The organism is Candidatus Nanopelagicales bacterium (assembly GCA_028687755.1).
In the GTDB taxonomy this organism is placed as follows: domain Bacteria; phylum Actinomycetota; class Actinomycetes; order S36-B12; family S36-B12; genus UBA11398.
In genome coordinates this window covers 1-22,808 of record JAQTZL010000012.1, presented here as the reverse complement: position 1 = coordinate 22,808, position 22,808 = coordinate 1, and the positions used below count along the sequence as shown (strand labels likewise).

At 53.1% G+C, this 22,808-nt stretch carries 24 protein-coding genes and 1 tRNA gene; 21 read left to right on the top strand and 4 right to left on the bottom strand.

Features of this window, described 5'->3' with window-relative positions; all coding sequences use genetic code 11:
* Positions 1–6 precede the first annotated feature (6 nt).
* The 8 genes from PHN51_11345 (at position 7) to purD (ending at position 8,448) form a co-directional block, all read left to right on the top strand.
* Positions 7–627, top strand: coding sequence for a TrmH family RNA methyltransferase (locus PHN51_11345; protein MDD2819372.1), 621 nt, complete (start codon positions 7–9; stop codon positions 625–627).
* 3 nt (positions 628–630) lie between these two features.
* Entirely contained in the window at positions 631–1,848 is a 1,218-nt protein-coding gene (locus PHN51_11340) for an MFS transporter (GenBank protein MDD2819371.1), read from the top strand.
* 90 nt (positions 1,849–1,938) lie between these two features.
* Positions 1,939–2,961, top strand: coding sequence for a class II fructose-bisphosphate aldolase (gene fbaA / locus PHN51_11335; protein ID MDD2819370.1), 1,023 nt, complete (start codon positions 1,939–1,941; stop codon positions 2,959–2,961).
* A 74-nt stretch (positions 2,962–3,035) separates the two neighbouring features.
* The gene (locus tag PHN51_11330) at positions 3,036–3,443 is read left to right on the top strand and encodes a DUF3151 domain-containing protein (protein MDD2819369.1); all 408 of its coding nucleotides are present in this window, start codon (positions 3,036–3,038) and stop codon (positions 3,441–3,443) included.
* Positions 3,436–4,440, top strand: a complete 1,005-nt coding sequence (locus PHN51_11325) for an NAD(P)-binding protein (protein ID MDD2819368.1) — start codon at positions 3,436–3,438, stop codon at positions 4,438–4,440. The genes PHN51_11330 and PHN51_11325 overlap by 8 nt, the downstream gene beginning before the upstream one ends.
* A 62-nt stretch (positions 4,441–4,502) precedes the next feature.
* Positions 4,503–5,789, top strand: a complete 1,287-nt coding sequence (locus tag PHN51_11320; GenBank protein ID MDD2819367.1) for an adenylosuccinate synthase — start codon at positions 4,503–4,505, stop codon at positions 5,787–5,789.
* A 37-nt stretch (positions 5,790–5,826) separates the two neighbouring features.
* Positions 5,827–7,164, top strand: coding sequence for an aspartate aminotransferase family protein (locus tag PHN51_11315; protein ID MDD2819366.1), 1,338 nt, complete (start codon positions 5,827–5,829; stop codon positions 7,162–7,164).
* Between the two features lie 24 nt (positions 7,165–7,188).
* Positions 7,189–8,448 carry a phosphoribosylamine--glycine ligase gene (gene purD / locus PHN51_11310; GenBank protein MDD2819365.1) on the top strand — a complete coding sequence of 420 codons (1,260 nt, stop codon included), beginning with the start codon at positions 7,189–7,191 and terminating at the stop codon, positions 8,446–8,448.
* Between the two features lie 133 nt (positions 8,449–8,581).
* On the opposite strand, the gene PHN51_11305 is transcribed toward purD, so the two are convergent.
* Positions 8,582–8,654, bottom strand: a tRNA-Val gene (locus PHN51_11305).
* 114 nt (positions 8,655–8,768) lie between these two features.
* On the opposite strand from PHN51_11305, the gene purB reads away from it, so the two are divergent.
* The 11 genes from purB to purM all read left to right on the top strand — a co-directional run bounded on the left by purB (position 8,769) and on the right by purM (position 18,976).
* The gene (gene purB / locus PHN51_11300; GenBank protein MDD2819364.1) at positions 8,769–10,196 is read left to right on the top strand and encodes an adenylosuccinate lyase; all 1,428 of its coding nucleotides are present in this window, start codon (positions 8,769–8,771) and stop codon (positions 10,194–10,196) included.
* The gene (locus tag PHN51_11295) at positions 10,193–11,092 is read left to right on the top strand and encodes a phosphoribosylaminoimidazolesuccinocarboxamide synthase (protein ID MDD2819363.1); all 900 of its coding nucleotides are present in this window, start codon (positions 10,193–10,195) and stop codon (positions 11,090–11,092) included. The genes purB and PHN51_11295 overlap by 4 nt, the downstream gene beginning before the upstream one ends.
* Positions 11,089–12,051 carry a UDP-glucose 4-epimerase GalE gene (galE, locus tag PHN51_11290; protein MDD2819362.1) on the top strand — a complete coding sequence of 321 codons (963 nt, stop codon included), beginning with the start codon at positions 11,089–11,091 and terminating at the stop codon, positions 12,049–12,051. The genes PHN51_11295 and galE overlap by 4 nt, the downstream gene beginning before the upstream one ends.
* 28 nt (positions 12,052–12,079) lie before the next feature.
* Complete coding sequence (locus PHN51_11285; protein ID MDD2819361.1) at positions 12,080–12,295, top strand: ribbon-helix-helix domain-containing protein; 216 nt, start codon at positions 12,080–12,082, stop codon at positions 12,293–12,295.
* The gene (locus tag PHN51_11280) at positions 12,292–12,702 is read left to right on the top strand and encodes a PIN domain-containing protein (GenBank protein ID MDD2819360.1); all 411 of its coding nucleotides are present in this window, start codon (positions 12,292–12,294) and stop codon (positions 12,700–12,702) included. The genes PHN51_11285 and PHN51_11280 overlap by 4 nt, the downstream gene beginning before the upstream one ends.
* Positions 12,703–12,783: 81 nt before the next feature.
* Positions 12,784–13,035: a phosphoribosylformylglycinamidine synthase subunit PurS gene (gene purS / locus PHN51_11275; GenBank protein ID MDD2819359.1), complete on the top strand. Its 252-nt coding sequence runs from the start codon at positions 12,784–12,786 to the stop codon at positions 13,033–13,035.
* A 3-nt stretch (positions 13,036–13,038) separates the two neighbouring features.
* Positions 13,039–13,710, top strand: a complete 672-nt coding sequence (gene purQ, locus PHN51_11270; GenBank protein MDD2819358.1) for a phosphoribosylformylglycinamidine synthase subunit PurQ — start codon at positions 13,039–13,041, stop codon at positions 13,708–13,710.
* Positions 13,707–15,998 (top strand): phosphoribosylformylglycinamidine synthase subunit PurL, encoded by a 2,292-nt coding sequence (gene purL / locus PHN51_11265; GenBank protein ID MDD2819357.1) that lies wholly within the window; start codon positions 13,707–13,709, stop codon positions 15,996–15,998. Before purQ ends, purL begins: the two co-directional genes overlap by 4 nt.
* Positions 15,998–16,342: a sterol carrier family protein gene (locus PHN51_11260; GenBank protein ID MDD2819356.1), complete on the top strand. Its 345-nt coding sequence runs from the start codon at positions 15,998–16,000 to the stop codon at positions 16,340–16,342. Before purL ends, PHN51_11260 begins: the two co-directional genes overlap by 1 nt.
* 10 nt (positions 16,343–16,352) lie before the next feature.
* Positions 16,353–17,888, top strand: coding sequence for an amidophosphoribosyltransferase (purF, locus tag PHN51_11255; protein ID MDD2819355.1), 1,536 nt, complete (start codon positions 16,353–16,355; stop codon positions 17,886–17,888).
* Positions 17,885–18,976 carry a phosphoribosylformylglycinamidine cyclo-ligase gene (gene purM, locus PHN51_11250; GenBank protein ID MDD2819354.1) on the top strand — a complete coding sequence of 364 codons (1,092 nt, stop codon included), beginning with the start codon at positions 17,885–17,887 and terminating at the stop codon, positions 18,974–18,976. The genes purF and purM overlap by 4 nt, the downstream gene beginning before the upstream one ends.
* On the opposite strand, the gene PHN51_11245 is transcribed toward purM, so the two are convergent.
* A complete protein-coding gene (locus PHN51_11245) occupies positions 18,977–19,198 on the bottom strand; it encodes a DUF3073 domain-containing protein (GenBank protein MDD2819353.1) in 222 nt (73 codons plus the stop codon).
* Positions 19,199–19,474: 276 nt separating this feature from the next.
* Between PHN51_11245 and PHN51_11240 the strand changes: the two genes are divergently transcribed.
* Entirely contained in the window at positions 19,475–19,684 is a 210-nt protein-coding gene (locus PHN51_11240; protein MDD2819352.1) for a BldC family transcriptional regulator, read from the top strand.
* On the opposite strand, the gene sulP is transcribed toward PHN51_11240, so the two are convergent.
* Both sulP and PHN51_11230 read right to left on the bottom strand, forming a co-directional pair.
* Positions 19,681–21,387 carry a sulfate permease gene (gene sulP / locus PHN51_11235; GenBank protein MDD2819351.1) on the bottom strand — a complete coding sequence of 569 codons (1,707 nt, stop codon included), beginning with the start codon at positions 21,385–21,387 and terminating at the stop codon, positions 19,681–19,683. The two genes, PHN51_11240 and sulP, sit on opposite strands and share 4 nt — an antisense overlap.
* Positions 21,388–21,412: 25 nt before the next feature.
* Entirely contained in the window at positions 21,413–22,117 is a 705-nt protein-coding gene (locus PHN51_11230; protein MDD2819350.1) for a Pr6Pr family membrane protein, read from the bottom strand.
* 132 nt (positions 22,118–22,249) lie between these two features.
* On the opposite strand from PHN51_11230, the gene PHN51_11225 reads away from it, so the two are divergent.
* Positions 22,250–22,645 carry a hypothetical protein gene (locus PHN51_11225; GenBank protein MDD2819349.1) on the top strand — a complete coding sequence of 132 codons (396 nt, stop codon included), beginning with the start codon at positions 22,250–22,252 and terminating at the stop codon, positions 22,643–22,645.
* Positions 22,646–22,808: the final 163 nt, after the last annotated feature.

Sequence of the window (22,808 nt, the reverse complement as noted above, 5' to 3'; positions counted from 1 at the left end):
GAGTGCGTGGATCCCCATGACATCTCGGTAGGAGTTGGCCCACATCCTTTGCCGTGGCCAACGGATGATCATTTTGATTCTGCACTCCTTGAACAGGGCGATCGCCGCAATGTGGTGGATGAATTCCGCTATTGGCGCATGGATGCCATCGTTGCCGAACTTGATACGCGACGTCATGGCTTTCATGTCGCCATCGAAAACCTTGAACATGATTTCAATATCGGTTCGATCGTGCGCACGGCGAACGCATTTCTTGCTCAGGAAATCCACATCATCGGTAAGAAGCGCTGGAATCGTCGTGGAGCGATGGTGACTGATCGCTATCAACACATTCGTCACCACGAAACTCCTGAGGAATTTCATGCGTGGGCAAAGTCAAAAGGTTTACCGATTCTTGGTCTTGACAATGTAGAAGGTTCGGTACCGCTGGAAACAGCACAGCTTCCGAAAGATTGCATTCTTCTTTTTGGGCAAGAAGGGACTGGGCTTTCCGAGGGAGCACGTGAAGCGTGCGACGGACTTTTCGCCATCAGTCAATATGGATCAACGCGCTCTATCAATGTTGGAGCCGCTGCGGCTATTGCGATGCATGCTTGGATCCGTCAACATAATTGGCCACTGGCATAAATCATGTTTGCGCGACTGATACCAAGCAATTCGGTCCTTAGAATTCGTACGTATCGCCGCATATTTATCTCACGCTTTATTAGCAATCTCGGAAACGGCATCGCGCCTATTGCTTTGGCCTTTGGAGTTCTTGCAATCCCAGGAACCGATGCCACTTCGCTCAGCATTGTGTTAGCAGCGCAAGCCATTCCATTGATTTTGGTTCTACCCTTTGGTGGAGTAATCGCGGATCGTTTAGGTCGAGCAAAAGTGATTGCATTGAGTGACACCGTGCTTGGCGTAGTGGTGATGACTATTGCGGTGTTGTTTCTCACCGATAGCGCCACTGTGTTCTGGCTGGCGCTACTTGGTGCCATTGCAGGATGCCTCAATGGATTGTGGTGGCCTGCGTATGCAGGCATGGTCCCTGATGCTGTCGAAGATGAATTTCTTCAGCCAGCCAATGCATATTTGAGCATTGCCTCCAATGGCGGGCTCATTTTGGGAAGCGCACTTGGTGGCATTCTCGTTGCGCTATTCGGGCCTGGTCTAGCAATAGCGATTGATGCTTCGAGTTTCCTGATTTCTGCGTGGCTGATCTTCACGATCAGACATATTGCAAAACCACATGATTCAGGGGAATCGATGATGGGTGATCTCGCAGAAGGTTGGCGGGTGTTCGTTTCATATCGCTGGGTAGTGGTGATTGTTGCTGCGTTTTCAGTGGTGTTACTCGCTGGACGTGGTGCACTTGAAGTGCTTGGGCCGGTACTTGCTATTGATCATTACGGTGGAGCCGCCGGCTGGTCGGTGGTACTTGCCTGTGAGTCCCTTGGCCTTCTGCTTGGCGCTTTCATGGTTTCGAAACTTCAGGTGAAGCGCCCAATGGTGTTCGCCATGTCACTGACATTCGCACTCCCAGTGCTACTCGTGTTCTTGTCATTAGCTCTGCCGTTATGGCTGATCGCGCTAGCTGCATTGGCACTTGGCATCGCCTATGAATCTCTCGGCGTCTTGTGGTTCACCGCATTACAGACGCACATTCCACGTGAGTCACTTTCGCGGGTGAGTGCATATGACGCGATGGGCTCGCTCATGCTTGGGCCGCTTGGATTAGCGCTCGCTGGGCCGCTTGCTGCAGCCATCGGGTTACAAGGTGCATTCTTGATCGCGGCAGCAGTCGCGTTCTTGGCAATTGCTGCGTCACTTGCTGCCCCTTCCGTAAGAAAACTTCGCGCATAACGTATATATAGGACACGCAAGAGCCCGATCTTGAAAACGCTTACAGGGAGTGGAAGGATGTGCTCACTACTACCGATCTAGGAGTGAGTTATGCCAATCGCATCCCCAGAGGTTTATGCCCAAATGCTCGACCGAGCAAAGGCCGGCAAGTTTGCTTACCCAGCAATCAACTGCACCTCATCGCAGACCATCGTTGCTGCAATGCGCGGCTTTGCTGAAGCCGAGAGTGACGGCATCATCCAGGTTTCATGGGGTGGCGCAGAATTTGCATCGGGCCAAGGCGTCAAGGACATGGTTGCGGGCGCTGCAGCACTCGCTGAGTTCGCTCACTCAATTGCAAAGAGTTACAACGTGAACTTCGCCCTTCACACTGACCACTGCCCAATCGACAAGCTCGGCAGCTTCATGGAGCCACTCATTGCAATCTCGCAAGAGCGTGTGAACAAAGGTCTCGAGCCGTTGTTCCAGTCGCACATGTGGGATGGCTCGGCAGTGCCGCTTGCGCAGAACATGGAGATCTCGCAGCGTCTGCTTGATGCTTGCCATGCAGCAAACATCATTCTTGAAATTGAAATCGGCGTTGTCGGTGGCGAAGAAGACGGCGTAGAAGCAAGCCACGATGCAAAGCTTTTCTCAACTGAAGAAGACGGCCTTGCAACTGCAGCAGCACTGGGTCTTGGTGAGCGCGGTCGCTACATGGTTGCTGCAACCTTTGGCAACGTTCACGGTGTCTACAAGCCAGGCAACGTTGTGTTGACCCCGCACATTCTTGATGACATTCAAAAGGCTGTTGGTGCGAAGTACGGCGTCGACAAGCCATTTGATCTTGTCTTCCATGGTGGTTCAGGTTCGCTCCTGAGCGAAATTCGTGAAGCACTCGACTACGGCGTTGTCAAAATGAACATCGACACCGACACCCAGTACGCCTTCACCCGCCCAATCGCTGATCACATGTTCAAGAACTACGACGGTGTCTTGAAGATTGACGGCGAAGTTGGCAACAAGAAGCAGTACGACCCTCGCGCCTACGGCAAGTTGGCAGAAGCCAGCATGGCAGCGCGTGTAACCCAAGGTTGCGAAGATCTTCGCTCAACGGGTACTGCAATTAAGTAATAAGAAATCTTGGGAATGCCGGGTGCGATGCACCCGGCATTTTCCATTTGTGAGGGCAGTGGCACTCTAAGCAAATGGACATCGGCAAAGACCTTCTGGGCGGACCACCCCCAACCCTGCTTCCACTAGACACCGAGGTGGTTGCTGCATTTGCTGCAGGTGATACCCATGAAACCGTTGCGGCGCTATTCCCTTCCAGTTCGCTTGCTTGGGCTGCAATGAGTGATGAAGCGTGGGCGTATGGGCGAGTGATCGAGTCTTACGCATTTGCCCGAGTTGGCTATCACCGTGGTTTGGATGCCTTGCGGCGCAATGGCTGGAAGGGTCATGGCCCCGTGCCATGGAGCCACGAAGGCAACCAAGGCTTCCTGCGCTGCTTGAAGGCGCTCGGTCGCGCAGCTGCGGCGATCAATGAAACCGAAGAGTCAGTGCGCATTGAGGCGTTCTTGATTGATTGCGACCCGAGCATTCCTCGTGACTAATCAATTACCGATTGCTGTCATCGGTGCAGGCATGAGTGGCATTGCATGCGCACGAGTGCTGCATCATCACAACATTCCATTTCGCATCATTGATCGCGGACGCGTTGTTGGTGGCCGCATGGCAAGTCGTCGCATCCGTGAATCGGGAACCGCTTTTGACGGTCACATTACGGATATCGGTGCTTCGTACTTCACTGTGCAGGATCCTGATTTCGCGTCTGTCGTAAATTCATGGATTGATGCGGACATTGCACGGGAATGGACAGACACGTTCCATGTAGCAACACCAGCAGGCATCAGTGGCATTCGCACGGGGCCAATGCGTTATTCAGCAACCAACGGCCTTCGCTCGATTATTGAACATCAGGCGGAAGTCATTTCAGATGAACAGATTCAGTCATCAACGCAAGTTGCGTCTATTACTGTTGAAGGCGATCACGTTCTCGTTGATGGTGAGTCTTTCAGCGCTGTCGCAGTATGCGTGCCTGATCCGCAGGCAACTCAGTTCATCGATGCTGAACTCATTGAGACCCATGAACTTCTCAACCAAATTGAATGGGAAGCCGTCATTGCAGTGACAGCTGTTTTTGAGCAAGGAACATTGCCAAAGTTTGATGGAATTTTTGTGAATGATCATCCAGTTCTGACTTGGATCGCGAATGACGGCCATCGTCGTGGCAATCAAGATCCTGTGGTGGTTGCGCACGTTCATCCAGACCTTGCAGCGCATTACCTCACGGATCCAGCAGGAGTCATTCCTCAAGCACTGGATGCACTTTTACCGATTCTTGGATTGACTGAACATCCGCAGTGGTCATCGGCAATGCGTTGGACCTTTGCCAAGCCGACCACGGCCAGAGAGGAACTGTGTTCCTTCGATGAAGGCACCCACATTGGCTTTGCTGGAGATTCATGGGCTGGCGGGCCAAAGGTTGAAGCTGCCTGGAAGTCAGGTCACGCTCTTGGATTGGCACTCGCAACTTGGTCGAGATCCTAAATTCGTGAGGAAAAAAGCCACCGAATAGGGGAAATCTGGCTACTCGGGTACGCTCGTGCAACGTGCCTGCGATCATTTTGCTCGGCTCCCAGTGGGGAGACGAAGGTAAGGGAAAAGCAACCGATCTCCTCGGAGGTCGCGTTGATTACGTCGTCCGCTATCAAGGCGGCAATAACGCGGGTCACACCGTAGTTATTGGTGATCAGAAGTTCGCCCTCCACCTCTTACCTAGCGGCATTCTCACACCTGAGGTCATTCCGGTGATCGGCAACGGCGTCGTCATTGACCCCACTGTGTTGCTGCAGGAAATGCGCGGACTTAATGAGCGCAACGTCGACACTTCAAAGCTTTTAATCAGTGCGAACGCGCATTTAATCACTCCATATCACGTAACTCTCGACAAGGTCTCTGAGCGATTCCTCGGAAACTCAAAGATTGGTACTACCGGTCGCGGTATCGGACCAACCTATGCCGACAAAATTTCTCGCATTGGTATCCGTATCCAAGATCTGTTTGACGAGTCAATCCTTCGCCAAAAAGTTGAAGGCGCACTTCTGAGTAAGAACCAGGTGCTCGTCAAGGTCTATAACCGACGTGCGCTTGAAGTTAATGCAATTGTTGAGTCGCTTCTTGAATACGCAGAAGCGCTTGCACCTTATGTTGTTGACACTGCATTAGTGCTGAATAAAGCTCTTGATGCAAACAAGGTTGTGTTGCTCGAAGGTGGTCAAGGAACACTGCTTGACGTTGACCACGGTACTTACCCGTTTGTCACCTCAAGTAACCCAACTGCTGGCGGTGCCTGCACAGGTAGCGGCATCGGCCCAACACGCATTGACCGCACGATCGGAATTCTGAAGGCCTACACCACTCGCGTGGGATCAGGCCCGTTCCCAACTGAGCTCTTTGATGCGGATGGCGAACGCCTTCGCACTATCGGCGGTGAAGTTGGCACCACAACTGGTCGCGCGCGCCGCTGTGGCTGGTTCGATGCGCCGATTGCGAAGTTCGCAACACGTATAAACGGTTTGACGGACACTTTCTTGACCAAGCTCGATGTGCTCACTGGGTTTGATCGCATTCCTGTGTGTGTCGCCTACGACGTAGATGGCACCCGTATGGAAGAGCTACCAATGACACAGACTGGTTTCCATCATGCAAAGCCAATCTACGAAGACCTTCCAGGTTGGACTGAAGACATCTCGAATGCTCGATCGATCGAAGATCTCCCAGCGAATGCTCGCTCGTATGTGCAGTTCCTTGAAGACATTTCAGGGACTCGCATCAGTGCAATCGGCGTTGGCCAAGATCGCGATGCAACAATTTCGTTGCACGACTTGATCGCATAACCTCGCATCTGCTGCAGTTGGAAGGAGTTGAACAACTGTGAATTCGCAAGAGGGTAAGCGCGTCTACGATCTTGATCGTGCGCACGTATTTCATTCATGGAGCGCTCAGTCAACGCTCGCACCACTGACCATTGAGGGTGCGGAAGGCTGTTGGGTCTGGGATTACGACGGTAACCGCTTCTTGGATATTTCATCTCAGCTCGTCAACGTAAATATTGGCCATCAGCATCCGAAGGTTGTTCAGGCCATCGCAGATCAGGCTTCAGTTCTTTCCACCATTAGCCCGAATCACGCAAATGACAAGCGGGGCGAAGCTGCCCAGCGCATCACCTCGCTAGCACCTGCACATCTCAATAAAGTTTTCTTCACGAATGGTGGCGCGGACGCTGTCGAGAATGCGATCCGCATGGCTCGGATTCACACGGGTAAGCGCAAGGTGCTCTCGTTTTATCGTTCGTACCACGGCAACACTGGTGCAGCGATTGCCTCAACGGGTGACCCACGACGTTGGCCTAATGAGTATGCGGATGCCCACGTTCATTTCTTCGGCCCGTATCTCTACCGCTCAAGCTTTTGGGCAACTACACCTGAAGATGAATCAGAGCGCGCACTAGCTCATCTTGAGCAGGTCATTCAATTTGAAGGCCCGGGAACGATCGCTGCAATTTTGATGGAGACAGTGGTTGGCACCGCAGGGATCCTGGTTCCACCACCTGGGTATCTCGAAGGTGTGCGTGAACTCTGCAATCGCTACGGAATCGTATGGATTGCTGATGAAGTGATGTGCGGGTTTGGTCGTACAGGCAAGTGGTTCGCCTTTGATCATTTCAAAGCGCAACCAGACTTGATCACTTTCGCAAAGGGAGTGAACTCGGGATATGTGCCTGTTGGTGGTGTCGTGATCTCTGATGAGATTGCAGCAACCTTCGACAATCAAGTCTTCCCTGGTGGTCTTACCTACTCAGGGCATCCGCTTGCTGCAGCATCGATCGTCGCGACGCTTGACGCAATGCGCGAAGAAGGCATTGTGGAAAACGCAGCGATGATTGGCGAAACAGTTCTTGGCCCGGGTCTGCGCGAGTTGCAGGAAAAGCATCCTGTTATTGGCGAAGTGCGTGGCCTTGGCGTGTTCTGGGCTGTTGAACTCGTCACTGATCGTGCAACCAAGGATCCACTGGCTCCTTACGGCGGCTCGTCTCCTGCAATGAACGAGTTTGTAAGTGAATGCAAGAAGAACGGTTTATTACCATTCACTAATTACAACCGCATCCATGTGGTGCCACCGTGCACGATTACAGTTGATGAAATGAACGAGGCACTGGTTCGCCTTGATTCCGCACTTTCTGCAATCGATAAGCATTACGTCGGCGCGTAGGCGTCAGAGAAGGATCCTTGGGTTATGCGCGTTTTAGTTATTGGTTCCGGTGCACGTGAGCATGCGCTTGTCACCGCTCTACGAGCCGATGAGGCAGTTACTTCGATAATTTGTGCGCCAGGCAATGCTGGTATCGCTGCTGATGTTGAAGTGCTTCCTGTTGATGCATCGAATCCTGATGCTGTCGCTCAACTGGCTGTCGATACTAAAGCCGATCTCGTAGTTGTCGGCCCTGAAGTTCCATTGGTGGCAGGGGCAGCGGATGCAATTCGCGAGCGTGGAATCGCTTGCTTTGGTCCGTCAAAGGAAGCTGCGCAGCTTGAAGGAAGTAAGGCCTTTGCTAAGCAGGTCATGAGTGAAGCCAACGTCGCTACGGCGCAGGCGCATTCGTGCACCACTCTTGATGAAGTTGCGAAAGCGCTCGATGAATTCGGCGAGCCATATGTTGTGAAGGACGATGGTCTTGCCGCAGGCAAGGGCGTGATCGTGACTTCAGATCGTCATCAAGCGCTTGAACACGCAGACAATTGTTTTGCGCAAGGCGCATCAAGTGTGTTGGTCGAGGAATACCTCGATGGTCCTGAAGTTTCGCTCTTCGGTATTACCGATGGTGTCGACATCATCGCGTTGCAGCCAGCGCAAGATTTCAAGCGCGCGCATGATGATGATGAAGGCCCAAACACCGGCGGAATGGGTGCGTATTCACCGCTTCCTTGGGCGCCTGCTGGTTTAGTTGAAGAAGTTACAGCTTCTGTGCTGCAACCGATGGTTGATGCAATGCGTCGTCGTGGCACACCGTTCGTCGGTTTGTTGTACGCGGGCCTAGCGCTAACCAAGCGCGGTGTTCGCATTGTTGAATTCAATGCGCGCTTCGGTGATCCAGAAACACAAGTGGTGCTCGCACGATTGAAGTCACCGCTTGGTCAAGTACTGCTTGCTGCGGCAACTGGCAAGGTTGCTGAACTGCCCCCACTTGAATGGCGCGAAGGTGCAGCGGTGACTGTGGTCGTCGCATCCAAGAATTACCCAGACTCCCCGGTCACTGGTGATGTCATCTCTGGTCTCGAAGAAGCCAATGCACTTCTTGATGTGGATGTGCTTCATGCAGGTACGCGCATCACTGATGAAGGCGATGTAGTTTCTGCAGGAGGTCGCGTGCTGTCAGTCACTGCCGTCGGTGATTCGTTGGCGCAAGCACGTGAGCGCGCATATGCCGGTGTTGATCTGATTTCGCTGGCTGGGTCACATCATCGCCGTGACATCGCCAAGCGCGCTTCGGAGTAATCCACAGCCGTTGACTGGCTCGTTAGCCTCGTCGTAGGCTTTGGGTAGTGAGAGGTCAGCGACTTTGGGAAACCAAGTAGCCGAACAACATTTGTAGGACCCCCGTCTTTGCCGACGGGGGTCCTACGTTTTGTGCCCCTGACTGGATTCGAACCAGCAACCGAACCTGAGTGAGAGGTCAGCTCTATCCCTTGAGCTACAGGGGCACCCTTTGACCATATGCACCCATATCCGTGAGGAAAAGGCTCGATGAGTGACCTGTGGAGAACCCGGGTCGCGGTGTGGCCTGTGGACAACTTGCGGCGTGGAAGAATGGACCAGTGACGGCCTCAATTCCCAATGTCCTTGCTGGTAGGTACGCCTCAGCAGCCATGAACCAGATCTGGTCCCCAGAGGCCAAGATCGTCATGGAACGTCAGCTCTGGATTGCCGTGATGAAGGCGCAGGCCGAACTCGGTTTGAATGTTTCAGCCGATGCGATTGCCTCGTATGAAGCCATCATCGATTCAGTCGATCTTGATTCGATTTCCGCACGCGAGCGCGTGACCAAGCACGATGTGAAGGCCCGTATCGAAGAGTTCAATGATCTTGCAGGTCACGAACTCATTCACCTAGGCATGACCTCTCGCGACCTCACCGAAAACGTTGAGCAGTTGCAAGTGATGAGTTCAATGCTGCTTGTTCGAGATAAGACCGTTGCAGCATTGCAGCGCCTTTCATCGTTGGCTATGCAGTACTCGGAAACAGCACTTACTGGTCGCTCGCATAACGTTCCGGCGCAGACCACGACGCTTGGTAAGCGGTTCGCATCGGCAGCAGATGAAATGTTGATTGCGTACGAACGCATCGAAGATTTGATCAGCCGTTACCCACTGCGTGGCATTAAGGGCCCAGTGGGCACGGCTCAAGACATGCTCGACTTACTTGACGGTGATTCGGCGAAGTTAGAACAACTTGAATCACGCGTTGCCTCGCACCTTGGATTCCAACGGGTACTCAGCAGTGTTGGTCAGGTGTATCCACGCACTCTCGACTTCGATGTGCTTTCTGCATTTGTTGAAGTTGCTGCTGGTCCATCAAGCCTTGCAACAACTATTCGTTTGATGGCCGGCCTTGATTTGGTGACTGAAGGTTTCCGACCAGGCCAGGTTGGTTCGTCTGCTATGCCGCACAAGATGAATTCACGCTCATGTGAACGAGTCAATGGCTTTACCGTGTTACTGCGCGGGTACATGACGATGGCTTCAGAGCTCGCAGGTAATCAATGGAATGAAGGTGACGTTGCGTGTTCTGTCGTGCGCCGCGTCGCATTGCCTGACGCGAGCTTTGCTCTCGACGGCTTGTTTGAGACCTTCTTGACCGTGCTGGATGACTTCGGTGCGTTCCCTGCTGTCATTGATCGAGAACTTGATCGCTATCTTCCATTCCTTTCCACCACAAAGGTGTTGATGGCTGCTGTGCGTAAGGGCGTTGGCCGCGAGATTGCTCACGAAGCCATTAAGGAGCATGCGGTATCTGTTGCACTTTCCATGCGCGAACAGGTTGCTGGCGAGAACGACCTACTTGAGCGGCTGGCAGCTGACTCACGTTTGGAACTTTCCATCGATGAACTTCGCGCATTGATCGCTGAACCACTTGCATTCACCGGCGCTGCCGGCGCTCAGGTTCAAGCAATTGCTAACCGAGTTTCCGTTATTGCTGCAGCGCATCCAGCTGCTGCCGCTTACTCACCTGGAGACATTCTGTGACCACGATTGAAGCAACCGACTATGGCTTGCCTCCAGAGTATGAGCACGTGTATTCGGGCAAAGTGCGCGATCTTTACCGCACCCCTGAAGGTCGTTTGCTCTTCGTGGCAAGCGATCGCATCTCTGCGTACGACTACGTACTCCCGTCATTGATTCCTGACAAAGGCCGCATTCTTACTGCGCTTTCGCTGTGGTGGTTTCGTCAGCTAGAAGACATCGTTCCCAACCACATCACTCCGGGAAAGGTGCCAGATCAGGTTGCTGGACGCGCAATGGTGTGTGCAGATCTCGACATGCTTCCGGTGGAGTGTGTAGTTCGCGGCTACATCACCGGCTCAGGGCTGATCGAATATCAAGAGAAGCGTTCAATCAGTGGTGTGAATCTGCCCCCAGGTTTAAAAGACGGCTCACTTCTTCCAAAGGTGATCTTCACACCGGCCACCAAAGCCGCGGTTGGCGATCATGATGAAAACATCAACTTCGATCAGGTCATCACCATGATTGGTCAGGAAGAAGCGCAAGAGCTCAAGCGTCTTTCGCTGCTGGTGTATGAACGTGCATCGGAAATTTCTGCTGACTGCGGCTTGATTCTTGCTGACACGAAGTTTGAATTTGGTATTGCTAAGCAAGGTCGATTTGCTGGGAAAATTATGTTGGCCGATGAAGTGCTGACCCCAGATTCATCTCGCTACTGGGATGCAGAGAAATGGGCGCCAGGTGGCCCGCAGCCTTCATATGACAAGCAGTTTGTCCGCGACTGGCTTACTTCTCCTGCATCAGGCTGGGATAAGAACAGCGGAGAAGCACCTCCAGCATTGCCTGAAGAGATCATCGAAAAGACGCGCGCGAAGTATGTTGAAGCGTATGAAGTGCTGACAGGAAAGACTTTTAAATGACCACATGGCTAGTGACAGGTGGTGCCGGCTATATCGGCAACCATGTCACTCGCGCATTGCTTGCTAGTGGTCGCAAGGTTGTCGTGCTCGATGATCTGTCTTCGGGTCATGCTGATCGCATTCCTGCCGGTGTTGCATTTGTCGAAGCCAATGTCACGGATCGTCAGAGAGTTGTCGCTGCTCTCAAAGAACATCAGGTTGATGGAGTTATCCATCTTGCTGCGAAAAAAGCCGCTGGTGAATCTGTGGATATTCCGTTGTATTACTACCGTGAAAATGTTGCCGGCATGCTGTCACTGATGGAAGCAATGCAAGAAGCAGGCGTAAAGCGGCTTGTGTACTCGTCATCTGCTGCTGTGTATGGAACACCGAAAGTTAATCCGGTAACCGAAGATGCAGAACTTGCCGCCGAATCTCCATATGGCGAAACCAAAGTGGTGGGCGAGTGGATGGCGAAGGCCGAAGGCGTCGCCAACGGTCTGTCTTGGGTTGCCTTGCGTTACTTCAATGTTGCAGGTGCAGGCAGCGACAAGCTTGGCGACAGCAGTGTGAATAATCTGATCCCGATGGTGTTCCGCGCCTTGGAAGAAGGCAAGCGCCCGCAGATCTTCGGTGATGACTACCCAACCCCGGATGGCACATGTATTCGCGACTACATCCATGTCGCTGACCTTGCCGATGCTCACGTTGTTGCAGCGGCCTATAGCGAAGGCAAGCAAGCAGCTGACGCCTTCAACGTTGGGCGCGGTGTGGGCTCGTCCGTCCATGAAGTGATGTCGATGGTCTCTGAAGTGATCGGCAACGATGTGAATGCGGAAATCGTGGGCCGGCGAGCCGGAGATCCACCTGCATCAACTGCGGCCACCGAGAAAATCGCTGAAGTGCTGGGCTGGCAGTCCAAGCGCGATCTGCGAGACATGGTGTCTTCTGCTTGGTCGGCTTGGCAGGCACTTCACTAATTCTTGAACGTATGTCACTATGTATGGCATGAAGCGCACCACGGTCTATTTCCCCGAAGAAATGAAGGCTCGCCTAGAGGCCGAAGCTGCCAAGCGCGGGGTGAGCGAAGCCGAGCTGATCCGCGAGGCTGTGGATAAAGAGATGCGCCGCAGTCGATCCTTTGCTGGAATCGTCACTGGAGATACCGGTGGGGTGACGTCAGAAAACCTCCACGAACATATGGAGGGTTTCGGTGAGATGTGATCATTCTGGACACAAGTGTTCTGTACGCGTATGCGGTCAGAACCGATCCAAGGAATACCGTTGCAGCGGCCTTTGTCGATCAAAACGAGGGGGCATTCATCATTAGTCCCTATGTAGTGGCAGAAATTGACTATCTCATCGCCACTCGATTCGGGGTCAGAGATGAACTTGCAGTTCTCCAGGGGATCGCTTCAGGGAATTTTCAACTCCCAGTACTTGCTGCGCCTGACTTAATCGACTGTGCCGGTCTAATCGAACGATATTCAGACCACGAAATCAGCGTTGCAGATGCCTCGTTGGTGGTCCTGGCACATCGATACCAAACCCGAAAGATAGCCACCTTTGATCGCAGGCATTTCTCAATTTTGAAGACCTTTGAGGGTGAATCATTTGAGCTTTTGCCTTGAAAGAGGCAGATATTTCGCGTTCTTTTCAGCCGGTAGACTTGACCTCTCAAGTTCGATTTGCGACTAGCAACTGGAGTGCCCGTGGCCCGCGTCGTCGTTGACGTCATGCTCAAGCCGGAAATTCTCGACCCACAAGGTCGTGCAGTTCAAGGGGCCCTTGGCCGCCTTGGCTTCACGGGCGTCACTGACGTGCGCCAGGGAAAGCAATTTGTGATCGAGGTCGAAGGTGAGATCACCGACGAGCGTCGTGAGCAGTTGCACACCATTGCTGGAGAGTTGCTCTGCAACCCAGTAATCGAAGATTTCATCCTCATCGTCGAAGAGGATCAGTAGCCCATGCGAATTGGCGTTGTGACCTTCCCAGGTTCACTCGATGATCGTGATGCCGCTCGCGCAGTTCGCCTTGCTGGTGGCGAGGCTGTTGCACTGTGGCACGGCGACGCAGATCTCAAGAAGGTTGACGCAGTCATTCTTCCTGGTGGTTTTTCCTACGGGGATTACTTGCGGTGCGGAGCGATTTCACGCTTCGCACCCGTGATGACTGAAGTGGCAGCCGCAGCAAATGGTGGATTACCAGTGCTTGGTATTTGCAACGGTTTCCAGATTCTTTGCGAATCACATCTGCTTCCGGGTGCGCTTACTCGCAATGAGCATATGCACTTCATTTGCCGCGATCAGAAGTTGCGCATTGAAGATAACACTTCGGCGTGGACAAACAGTTACGACGCCGGCCAAGAAATCGTGGTGCCATTGAAGAATGGCGAAGGTTGCTTTGTTGCTGACACCGCTGTTCTTGATGAACTCGAAGGTGAAGGTCGAGTTATTGCTCGCTACCTTGATGTCAACCCAAATGGCAGCTTGCGTGACATCGCAGGCATTCGTAATAAGCGTGGCAATGTTGTTGGTTTGATGCCACACCCTGAACATGCTGTTGAAGAACTCACTGGTCCAACAACTGACGGACTTGGATTCTTCACCAGCATCCTCACATCGATGGTGAACGCATGAGCATTGACACTGTTTCGAAAGCTAAAGAAACCCCAGATCAAGGACAGCCTTTTGCTGAACTTGGTTTGAAGCCAGACGAATACGAACGCATTCGCGAGATTCTTGGGCGTCGCCCAACGAGCAGTGAGCTAGCCATGTATTCAGTGATGTGGTCTGAGCACTGCTCATACAAGTCGAGCAAGGTGCACCTCAAGCAGTTCGGCGACAAGAAGCCAGAAACTGACAAGCTCCTAGTTGGTATCGGCGAAAACGCTGGTGTGGTTGACATTGGCGAAGGCTGGGCCGTCACCTTCAAGGTGGAAAGCCACAACCACCCTTCATATGTTGAGCCGTATCAAGGCGCAGCAACAGGTGTGGGTGGCATTGTCCGCGACATTATTTCTATGGGTGCACGCCCGCTCGCTGTGATGGACCCATTGCGCTTTGGACCAGCTGATGCCGCAGACACTCGTCGCGTGCTCCCAGGTGTGGTTTCTGGCATCGGTGGTTACGGCAACTGCCTTGGTCTGCCAAACATCGGTGGCGAAATCGTTTTCGACGATACCTACCTCGGCAATCCGTTGGTCAACGCACTCTGCATCGGCGCGATGCGCCACGATGAAATCCACCTTGCAAGCGCAAAGGGAGTCGGCAACCTTGTCGTGCTCTACGGCGCTCGCACCGGTGGCGATGGCATTGGAGGCGTTTCTGTTCTTGCATCAGAAACCTTTGATGCTGACGGTCCCGCTAAACGCCCAAGCGTTCAGGTTGGCGACCCCTTCATGGAGAAACTACTGATCGAAGCAACTCTTGAAGTTCTTCACGCAGGGCTTGTTGAAGGAATTCAAGACCTTGGTGGCGCAGGTATTTCATGTGCAACCAGCGAGCTCGCATCCAATGGCGATGGCGGCATGCACGTGTGGCTTGATCGCGTGTTGTTGCGCGATGCAACGCTGAGCCCAGAAGAAATCTTGATGAGCGAATCCCAAGAGCGCATGTGCGCAGTGGTTGCTCCAGAAAACGTAGATGCGTTTATGGCAATCATTAACAAGTGGGATGTTGAAGCAGTTGTGATTGGTGAAGTGACTGATTCAGGTCACCTCACTGTTGACTGGCATGGCGAGCGCATCGTTGATGTGCCACCTCGCACAGTTGCGCATGAAGGGCCAATCTACGAGCGCCCATATGCACGACCATCTTGGCAAGATGCATTGCAAGCCGATGCACCAACGGCAGAGCGCCTTGCACGCCCAACAACTGCTGAAGATATTCGTGCAACAGTGTTGAACATGGTGGGTGCACCAAACCTCGCGTCAAAGGCGTGGATCACCGATCAGTACGACCGTTACGTGCTTGGTAACACAGTGCTTTCCCAGCCAGAAGATGTTGGCATGGTTCGCATTGATGAAGAATCTGGTTTGGGCGTTGCAATCTCCACTGACTGCAATGGCCGTTTCACCAAGCTTGATCCGTACACCGGAACGCAGCTTGCTCTTGCAGAGTCTTACCGCAATGTGTGCGCTTCAGGCGCGATTCCACTTGCTGTCACCAACTGCTTGAACTTTGGTTCGCCTGAAGATCCCGATGTGATGTGGCAGTTTGCTGAAGCAACTCGGGGCCTGGCTGATGGCTGTTTGCAACTTGGCATCCCAGTTACCGGTGGCAACGTCTCGTTCTACAACCAAACAGGTGACACTGCAATTCTTCCAACACCTGTAGTTGGTGTGCTTGGTGTAATCGACGATGTTGATCGTCGTACTCCAATTGCTTGGGATCTTGATGGCGAATTGATTTACATTCTTGGTGATACCAATGATGAATTCGCTGGTGGCGAATGGGCCAACCACGTACACAAGCATCTCGGTGGTATGCCACCAAAGGTTGATCTTGAGCGCGAACGTTTACTCGGTGAAGTCCTTGTAGCCGGTTCACGCGATGGCATGTTGAGCGCTGCCCATGACGTATCTGATGGTGGCATTGCTCAGGTGCTCGTTGAAATGGCATTGCATGCAGGCAGCGGTGCTCGTTGTTGGATTCCTGACAACATCGATCCGTTCACTTTCTTGTTTAGCGAATCTGCTGGTCGTGCTGTTGTTGTGGTTGCTCGCACAGAAGAACTGCGCTTCACCGAAATGTGTGCAGCTCGTCAGTTGCCAGCCCAACGTGTTGGTGTTGTGGATTCAGGTCTTGGGCCAGATGCTGGCTATCCAGTTGGAACCCAAGTGCTTCAGTTCAACGACTGGTTCACCTTGACCTTGGATGAGTTGCGTGATGCTCACACCAAGACCCTCCCAGCCCTGTTTGCGTAATGGCCTCGGCACTTGAACAGGTGCTTGCTGCACTTGATGCGCAGCAGGTCCCTGATCGGGCAATCCTGAAAACAGCCGTGAAGGAGTCGCTGGCAGCTTTGGTTGAGATTGCTCCGGGACGTAGTGTTGAGGTACGTATTCCTCCCTTTGCAGCAGTGCAGGCCATTCCAGGGGCAACCCACCGTCGTGGTACTCCTCCAGCAGTGGTGGAGACCGATCCCATTACCTGGTTGCTCCTGTGTTCGGGCAAATTGACGTGGTCTGAGTCACGTACAAGCGGCAAGGTTCACGCCAGTGGCGAACGCTCTGACCTGTCGCAATGGCTACCCCTAAAAGTCGCGTAGGCTAAGCACCGTGCGAGGCGACGGGCTTTTATCCCACGATCTACTCCCGGGCGAAAAAGGCCCACAAGATGCATGCGGCGTCTTTGGTGTTTGGGCACCCGGTGACGAAGTAGCAAAGCTCACGTACTTCGGTTTATATGCACTTCAGCATCGCGGTCAGGAATCTGCTGGCATTGCAGTCAGCGATGGTGGCAACATCGTTGTGTACAAAGACATGGGCTTGGTCTCACAGGTATTCACCGAAGCAAGTCTTGAATCACTCCATGGTCACGTCGCAATCGGCCACACGCGTTACTCGACCACTGGTGCAAGTGTTTGGGAAAATGCTCAGCCAACATTTCGTTCGACCGCCACAGGCCACATTGCATTAGGTCATAACGGCAACATCACGAACACACCTGAATTACGCGCTCGACTGCGCGAACTTTCAGAGCAGTCAGGTGAACTCGCACTTGGCGATCGAATGAACATGACAAGTGACACTGATGTGCTCACAAGCTTGATTGCGGCCCACCCTGACTTGAGTATCGAAGCTGCAGCAAAACTTGAACTACCAAATGTTCGAGGCGCGTTCTCTCTCGTATTCATGGACGATGATGCGTTGTACGGCGCTCGTGATCCACAGGGCATCCGCCCACTTGTGCTTGGTCGCTTGGAAGCCGGTTGGGTGCTCGCCAGTGAAACTGCAGCCCTCGACATTGTTGGCGCCTCATTTGTGCGCGAGGTTGAGCCAGGTGAACTCATCACAATCGATGAACAAGGTTTGCGTTCGCAGCGCTTTGCTGAAGCTGATCCAAAGGGGTGCTTGTTCGAGTACGTCTACCTCGCACGCCCGGACACCACTATTGCTGGTCGTGGCGTTCAAGCATCACGTGTTGAAATTGGACGCCGTTTAGCCATTGAGCATCCAGTTGAAGCAGATCTAGTGATTCCGGTTCCTGAATCTGGTCGTTACGGAGCCATTGGTTATGCCCAAGAGTCTGGCATCCCATTTGCTGAAGGCTTGGTAAAGAACGCCTACGTTGGCCGCACCTTCATTCAGCCTTCACAAACTATTCGTCAACTTGGTATTCGTTTGAAGTTGAATCCATTGCGCGATGTGATCGCAGGCAAGAAGCTTGTTGTGGTTGACGACTCAATCGTGCGCGGCAACACCCAACGTGCGCTCGTTCGCATGCTTCGAGAAGCTGGAGCACTTGAAGTACATGTGCGTATTTCCAGCCCACCAGTGAAATGGCCATGTTTTTATGGCATTGACTTCGCAACACGTGCTGAGCTCATCGCTAACGGGCTAACGATCGACGAAATCCGCACATCGATTGGAGCGGATTCACTTGGCTATGTCTCGCTAGACGAACTCATCGAAGCAACAACGATTCCAGCAGAAAAGCTTTGCCGTGCTTGCTTCGATGGCGTCTACCCAGTAACTATTCCCGACCCTCAGGTCGTGAGCACTCAGGTTATGGAAGGCATCGAGCGTCGTGTTGCAGCATCAAGCGACGCAGATGGTAATTCGCTTGTGACGAATGAGGATGGACGTTCATGACCGGTGCGTCATATGCAGCTGCTGGTGTAGATGTTGAAGCAGGTGAACGAGCAGTTGAACTGATGCGCTCATCGGTGAAGGCTGCACAGCGCAAAGAAACTGTTGGTGACTTCGGTGGCTTCGCTGGCCTCTTTGACGCCAGTGCATTAATCAAGTACCGAAAGCCACTGCTTGCAACTTCAACCGATGGCGTCGGAACCAAGATCGCTGTTGCGCGGGCAATGGACGTGCACGACACGATCGGCATTGATCTTGTGGCTATGGTCGTGGACGATCTCGTGGTCTGCGGCGCAGAGCCATTGTTCATGACTGACTACATCGCTACTGGATCAGTTGATCCAGAACGCATTGCTGCGGTGGTTTCAGGTATCGCAAAGGGATGCATACTCGCAGGCTGCGCCCTTCTTGGCGGAGAAACAGCAGAGCACCCTGGCTTGATGGCCCCTGATGAGTACGACGTTGCTGGTGCTGGCACTGGTGTTGTTGAGGCCGATGAGCTCCTTGGCCCGGATCGTGTGCAGGTTGGCGACGTTGTAATCGCCATGGGTGCATCGGGTTTGCATTCAAATGGTTACTCACTTGCGCGTTATGTATTGCTCGGTGATTCTGGTCCAGGCCTCAACGCCCACATTGCGGAACTTGGTCGCACTGTTGGTGAAGAAATGCTGGAGCCAACGCGTGTGTACTCACTCGATTGCCTTGCACTCGCAAAGGCCGTTCCGGTCCATGCCTATAGTCATGTCACCGGCGGAGGGCTTGCGGCAAATATTGCACGCGTACTTCCTGACACCATGGCTGCGGATATTAATCGCAGTAGTTGGCAGCCACTCCCGATCTTTGATTTGATCACGCGCACGGGCAATGTTGCTCAGTTGGAAAGTGAGCGCACCTTCAACATGGGTGTTGGCATGGTCGCCTTGGTGAGTGCCTCGGACGCGGATGCCGCAATTGCATTCTTAGAAAATCGGGGAATTCCCGCTTGGATCTGCGGTGAGGTCCGAGCGCGTGAACTTGGCGAGCATGGCGATGCTGAAGCTAAGGGCGGTAAGGGTGGTGCGGTGACTCTGCGAGGCGAGTATCAGCGCTAGTTAGCGCTTGTCGTCCTCGTCGTCTTCATCATCCTCGTAGTACTTCGCGTAGGGATCTTCTTCGAGATCTTCCTCAACGTCATCTTCCACAGCAAATGTGCGCACAGGAACTTCACTGTTCGCTAACTCAGCTTGCAGACGGCTCAGATCAGTCTGTGGCCCGCCGTATTTCAACTCGCGAGCAACCTTGGTCTGCTTTGCCTTCGCTCGGCCGCGCCCCATGGCTCGACCCCCTCATCCGGGATTCGCCCCGGCTCGTTTGGACGGAAAAATTCTTCGCGCGGGCTGGCCCTGCGCAGGTCAGTAGCGTACCTGTTCCAAGGAGGAGTGGTGATCAACGGGTTGGGTTTCTTGGCGGTCTCCTCATAGATGACCCAGAAAAGGCCTATTCGTGAACATTTCTCCCAATTAATTAGGACAAACCCCTTGCTCTATTGGGTGGCCAATGTCATAGTACGTCCCACGCACGGCAAATTGCCGAGCCGACAGGAGGATCTCGTGACAGGTCGCGGGGCAGACATCGAGCAATTGCTCACTCCATCAGAGGTAGCCGCCCTCTTCCGGGTTGATCCAAAGACCGTCACACGTTGGGCAAAGGCTGGCAAATTGACCAGCATCCGCACCCTCGGTGGGCATCGTCGTTATCGCGCGACAGAGGTCCAGGCCCTTCTTGAATCCCAGGGGCTACTCGCAGCACACACTGCCTAGGCCATACCCATCTCTGCCCGATAAGCCGCAACGGCGGTTGGCAGGGTTGGGTACATCCGGTTCGATCCAATTCGTTGCCCCACACCGTGGCGATCAAGATCCTGGACCACATCGAGTTTAACTCTGACCAACGCCAACGTCACCCCTGCACGCGCACAGTGACTGCGAAGGCGTTCCAGTGCATCCAGGCCAGTGATGTCCACCTCGGTATTGGCCTCCATATTCAGTAATAACCATTGAGGCGTGGGATCAGATTGATCGACTGCGGCTTCACATTTTGAAACAAAGTCCATTGCGTTTGCGAAGAACAATGGTGAGTCATAACGAAAGACAAGCAAACCGGGGATCTGTTCTGAGTGTTCGTAATCAGTAATGTCATGCCAACCCGGAACACCTGGGACTTCACCGAGAATCGCTGAGTGTGGTCGAGCGACTCGGGTGAGCAGTTCAAACACCGATAGGGCCACGGCAAACAGGATCCCCCAGAGAATGTCAAAGAGTAAGACGGCAGCTGCGGCAGAGATAGCTAGGAAAAACTCACGGCTACGAAATTTCAAAAGGCGGCGAAATTCCGAGATGTCAATGAGCTTTATTGCTGCGTAAGCAACCACACCACCAAGAGCGGCAAGTGGGAAGCTCGCAAGTAATCCACCAAAACCAAACAGCACGACGAGTGCACCTGCGGCAGCAATCAATGAATACAACTGTGTGCGTGCACCGGCGGCCTCGCCAAGACTTGCACGACTGGCACTGGAACTGACTGGGAAACCTTGCGCAATGCCGGCGACAACATTTGTTGCACCTAACGCGAGCAACTCTCGGTTTGGATTGATGTCGTGATGATGACGATCGCCGAACATGCGGCCAGTAAGTAAGTTATCTGTGTACCCCACGATAAATACCCCGAAAGCGGGGAGCAGCATCATGGAAACGTCACTTCCGGAAATTCCAGCAAAACTTGGAGTGGGAATTCCAGTTGAGATTGTTCCAACTGTGGCAACTCCATGATGTCCAAGATCAAAAACAGCCGTGACGAGCGCTGCCGCTGCAATAACAATGAGCGGGATTGGAGCTGCGGGAAATCGTTTACCTAAAGCTAAGAGTAAAACAGTGACGCTGACACCCATTGCCAAGCTTGCCCACGAAAGCGAATCCCACGAAACGTTTTGAACGAATGACTGGATAGAGCCGATAAATGAATCACCTGAAATTTGAATTCCCGTAATTTTTCCCAACTGACTCACGATCATGATTACCGCGATTCCAGCCATGTACCCAACGAGAACTGGTTTAGATAACGCATCACCTATAAAGCCAAGCCGTAAAGCCCACGCAAGCAACGCAAAAATCCCGCACAAGAGTGCCAAGAGGGCAGCCAATGTTGCGTAGCGGCCTGAGTCGCCCACAGCTAAAGGCGCAAGCGTCGCGGCTGTGAGCAATGCCGTTGTTGATTCAGGTCCGCTGCTGAGGAGTCGCGAGGTGCCAAGCAGGAAATACACAAAGAGCGTGAGAGCAATGATCCAAAGACCAATCTGTGCGGGCAGGCCTGCCAGCGTTGAGTAAGCCATTACTTGCGGCACAAGATATGCAGTGACTGTGAGGCCACCAAGGAGATCGCCGCGCAAATGGCGGCGTTCATAGTGACGCAGCGTTTGCAAGCCCGTCTGAACGGGAAATGCTGAACGACTACGGCGGAGTTTCACAAGGACACGCTAGTTGCCTACGGCGCTAGATGGCGCGCTGGCGTTTGCTCGCGAACCGGTCAATGGCGACAAAAACCAAACCGAAAAGTAAACCGATGATCACAATCACGACAAGGTTGACAAAGACAGTTCCGTATCCCCACTTTGCGACGTTAATGAACCCATATGGATATGCGTGAACGATTGCACCTCTAAGCAACGTAAGGGCCAGCCAAATCATTGGCAAGAGCAATGCTGGAAGTACTTGGTCGTAGCTCAGTTGCTTGCGCGGTCCGAACACAATGAACACCACGATGGTCAGCACAGGTGTGATGTAGTGGAGAAGTGAGTTTGAAAGCAATTGCCAACCTTGCAAAGAATCTACCGGTGCAAGCACGAGAGCGTAGACAAGTCCGGTAACCGTAATCATGATGAGTGCGTCGATACGCAAAACAGCGAACAGTCGAGTGCTCACACGTGAACTATTTCGCCAGAGCAACGTCATCACGATTGCGACAACGAGGTTGCTCCAAATTGTGAAGTAACTCAGGAAGTCACTGAGTCGTCCAATTGCGCCGTCAGATCCAGTTTCATTGAAACCGAAAAGTGTCGGATCCTCATTCGTATTTGGGTACGTTCCTAAGAGGTTCAATACAAATGACACAGCTAGACCAAGCCAAGCTGCGATAGCTGTCACAGCAAAAAACTTGCGAGCAGTTGGTGTCCCCGAGGGGGACGTGTATGCCGACATGGACGTGAGCCTAGGCATTGATGCGGGCACTTCTCTGATCTAACCCAAACATTTGGGGCATGTATTTCAAACATAACCCGGGCATTCTTGAATCAGTGACTCGCGCAGTGCGGGCCAAATCAAGGAGAAGCAATGTCTGATCAGCCTGAGAACACTGAAGCCGAAACTACGGAATTTGCTCCAGTAGAACCAGCTCCACTTGCCGCCCCGGTTGAAGCCAAGGTAACCCCACAGGATTCGAAGAAGCGAACCATCTGGGCAGCAGCAGCTGGTGCTGGTGCTGTTCTCCTTCTTGTCTTGGCGGGCCTTGTCGGTTATGTCGTGGGTTCCCATGATGATGACCACGGGAGAGGTGATTTCGGCCCAGGTCAGATTGGTCAAATGATGCAGGATTTTGATCGAGGTCATGGCCAAATGGGTCAAGGTTTGAGTGGTCCAATGATGGGAGACCACGAAGATGGACCGCAGGGCTATGGCCCAGGGCAGATGAATCAAGAGATGCCTCACATGCCTTCGACTCAGCAGTAATTTAGGTTCCTACCCTGTATAGGAAGGGCAGTCCCACTGAACTGAACCCCGAAAGTTGGAGTTCATTGCGGGAGTGGGCTCAGGCTACTTGAAGGGATTGGGTCCGGTATTCGACCGGGCTCAATCCCTTCAGTCGTTCCTGGATGCGGTCGTGGTTCCACCA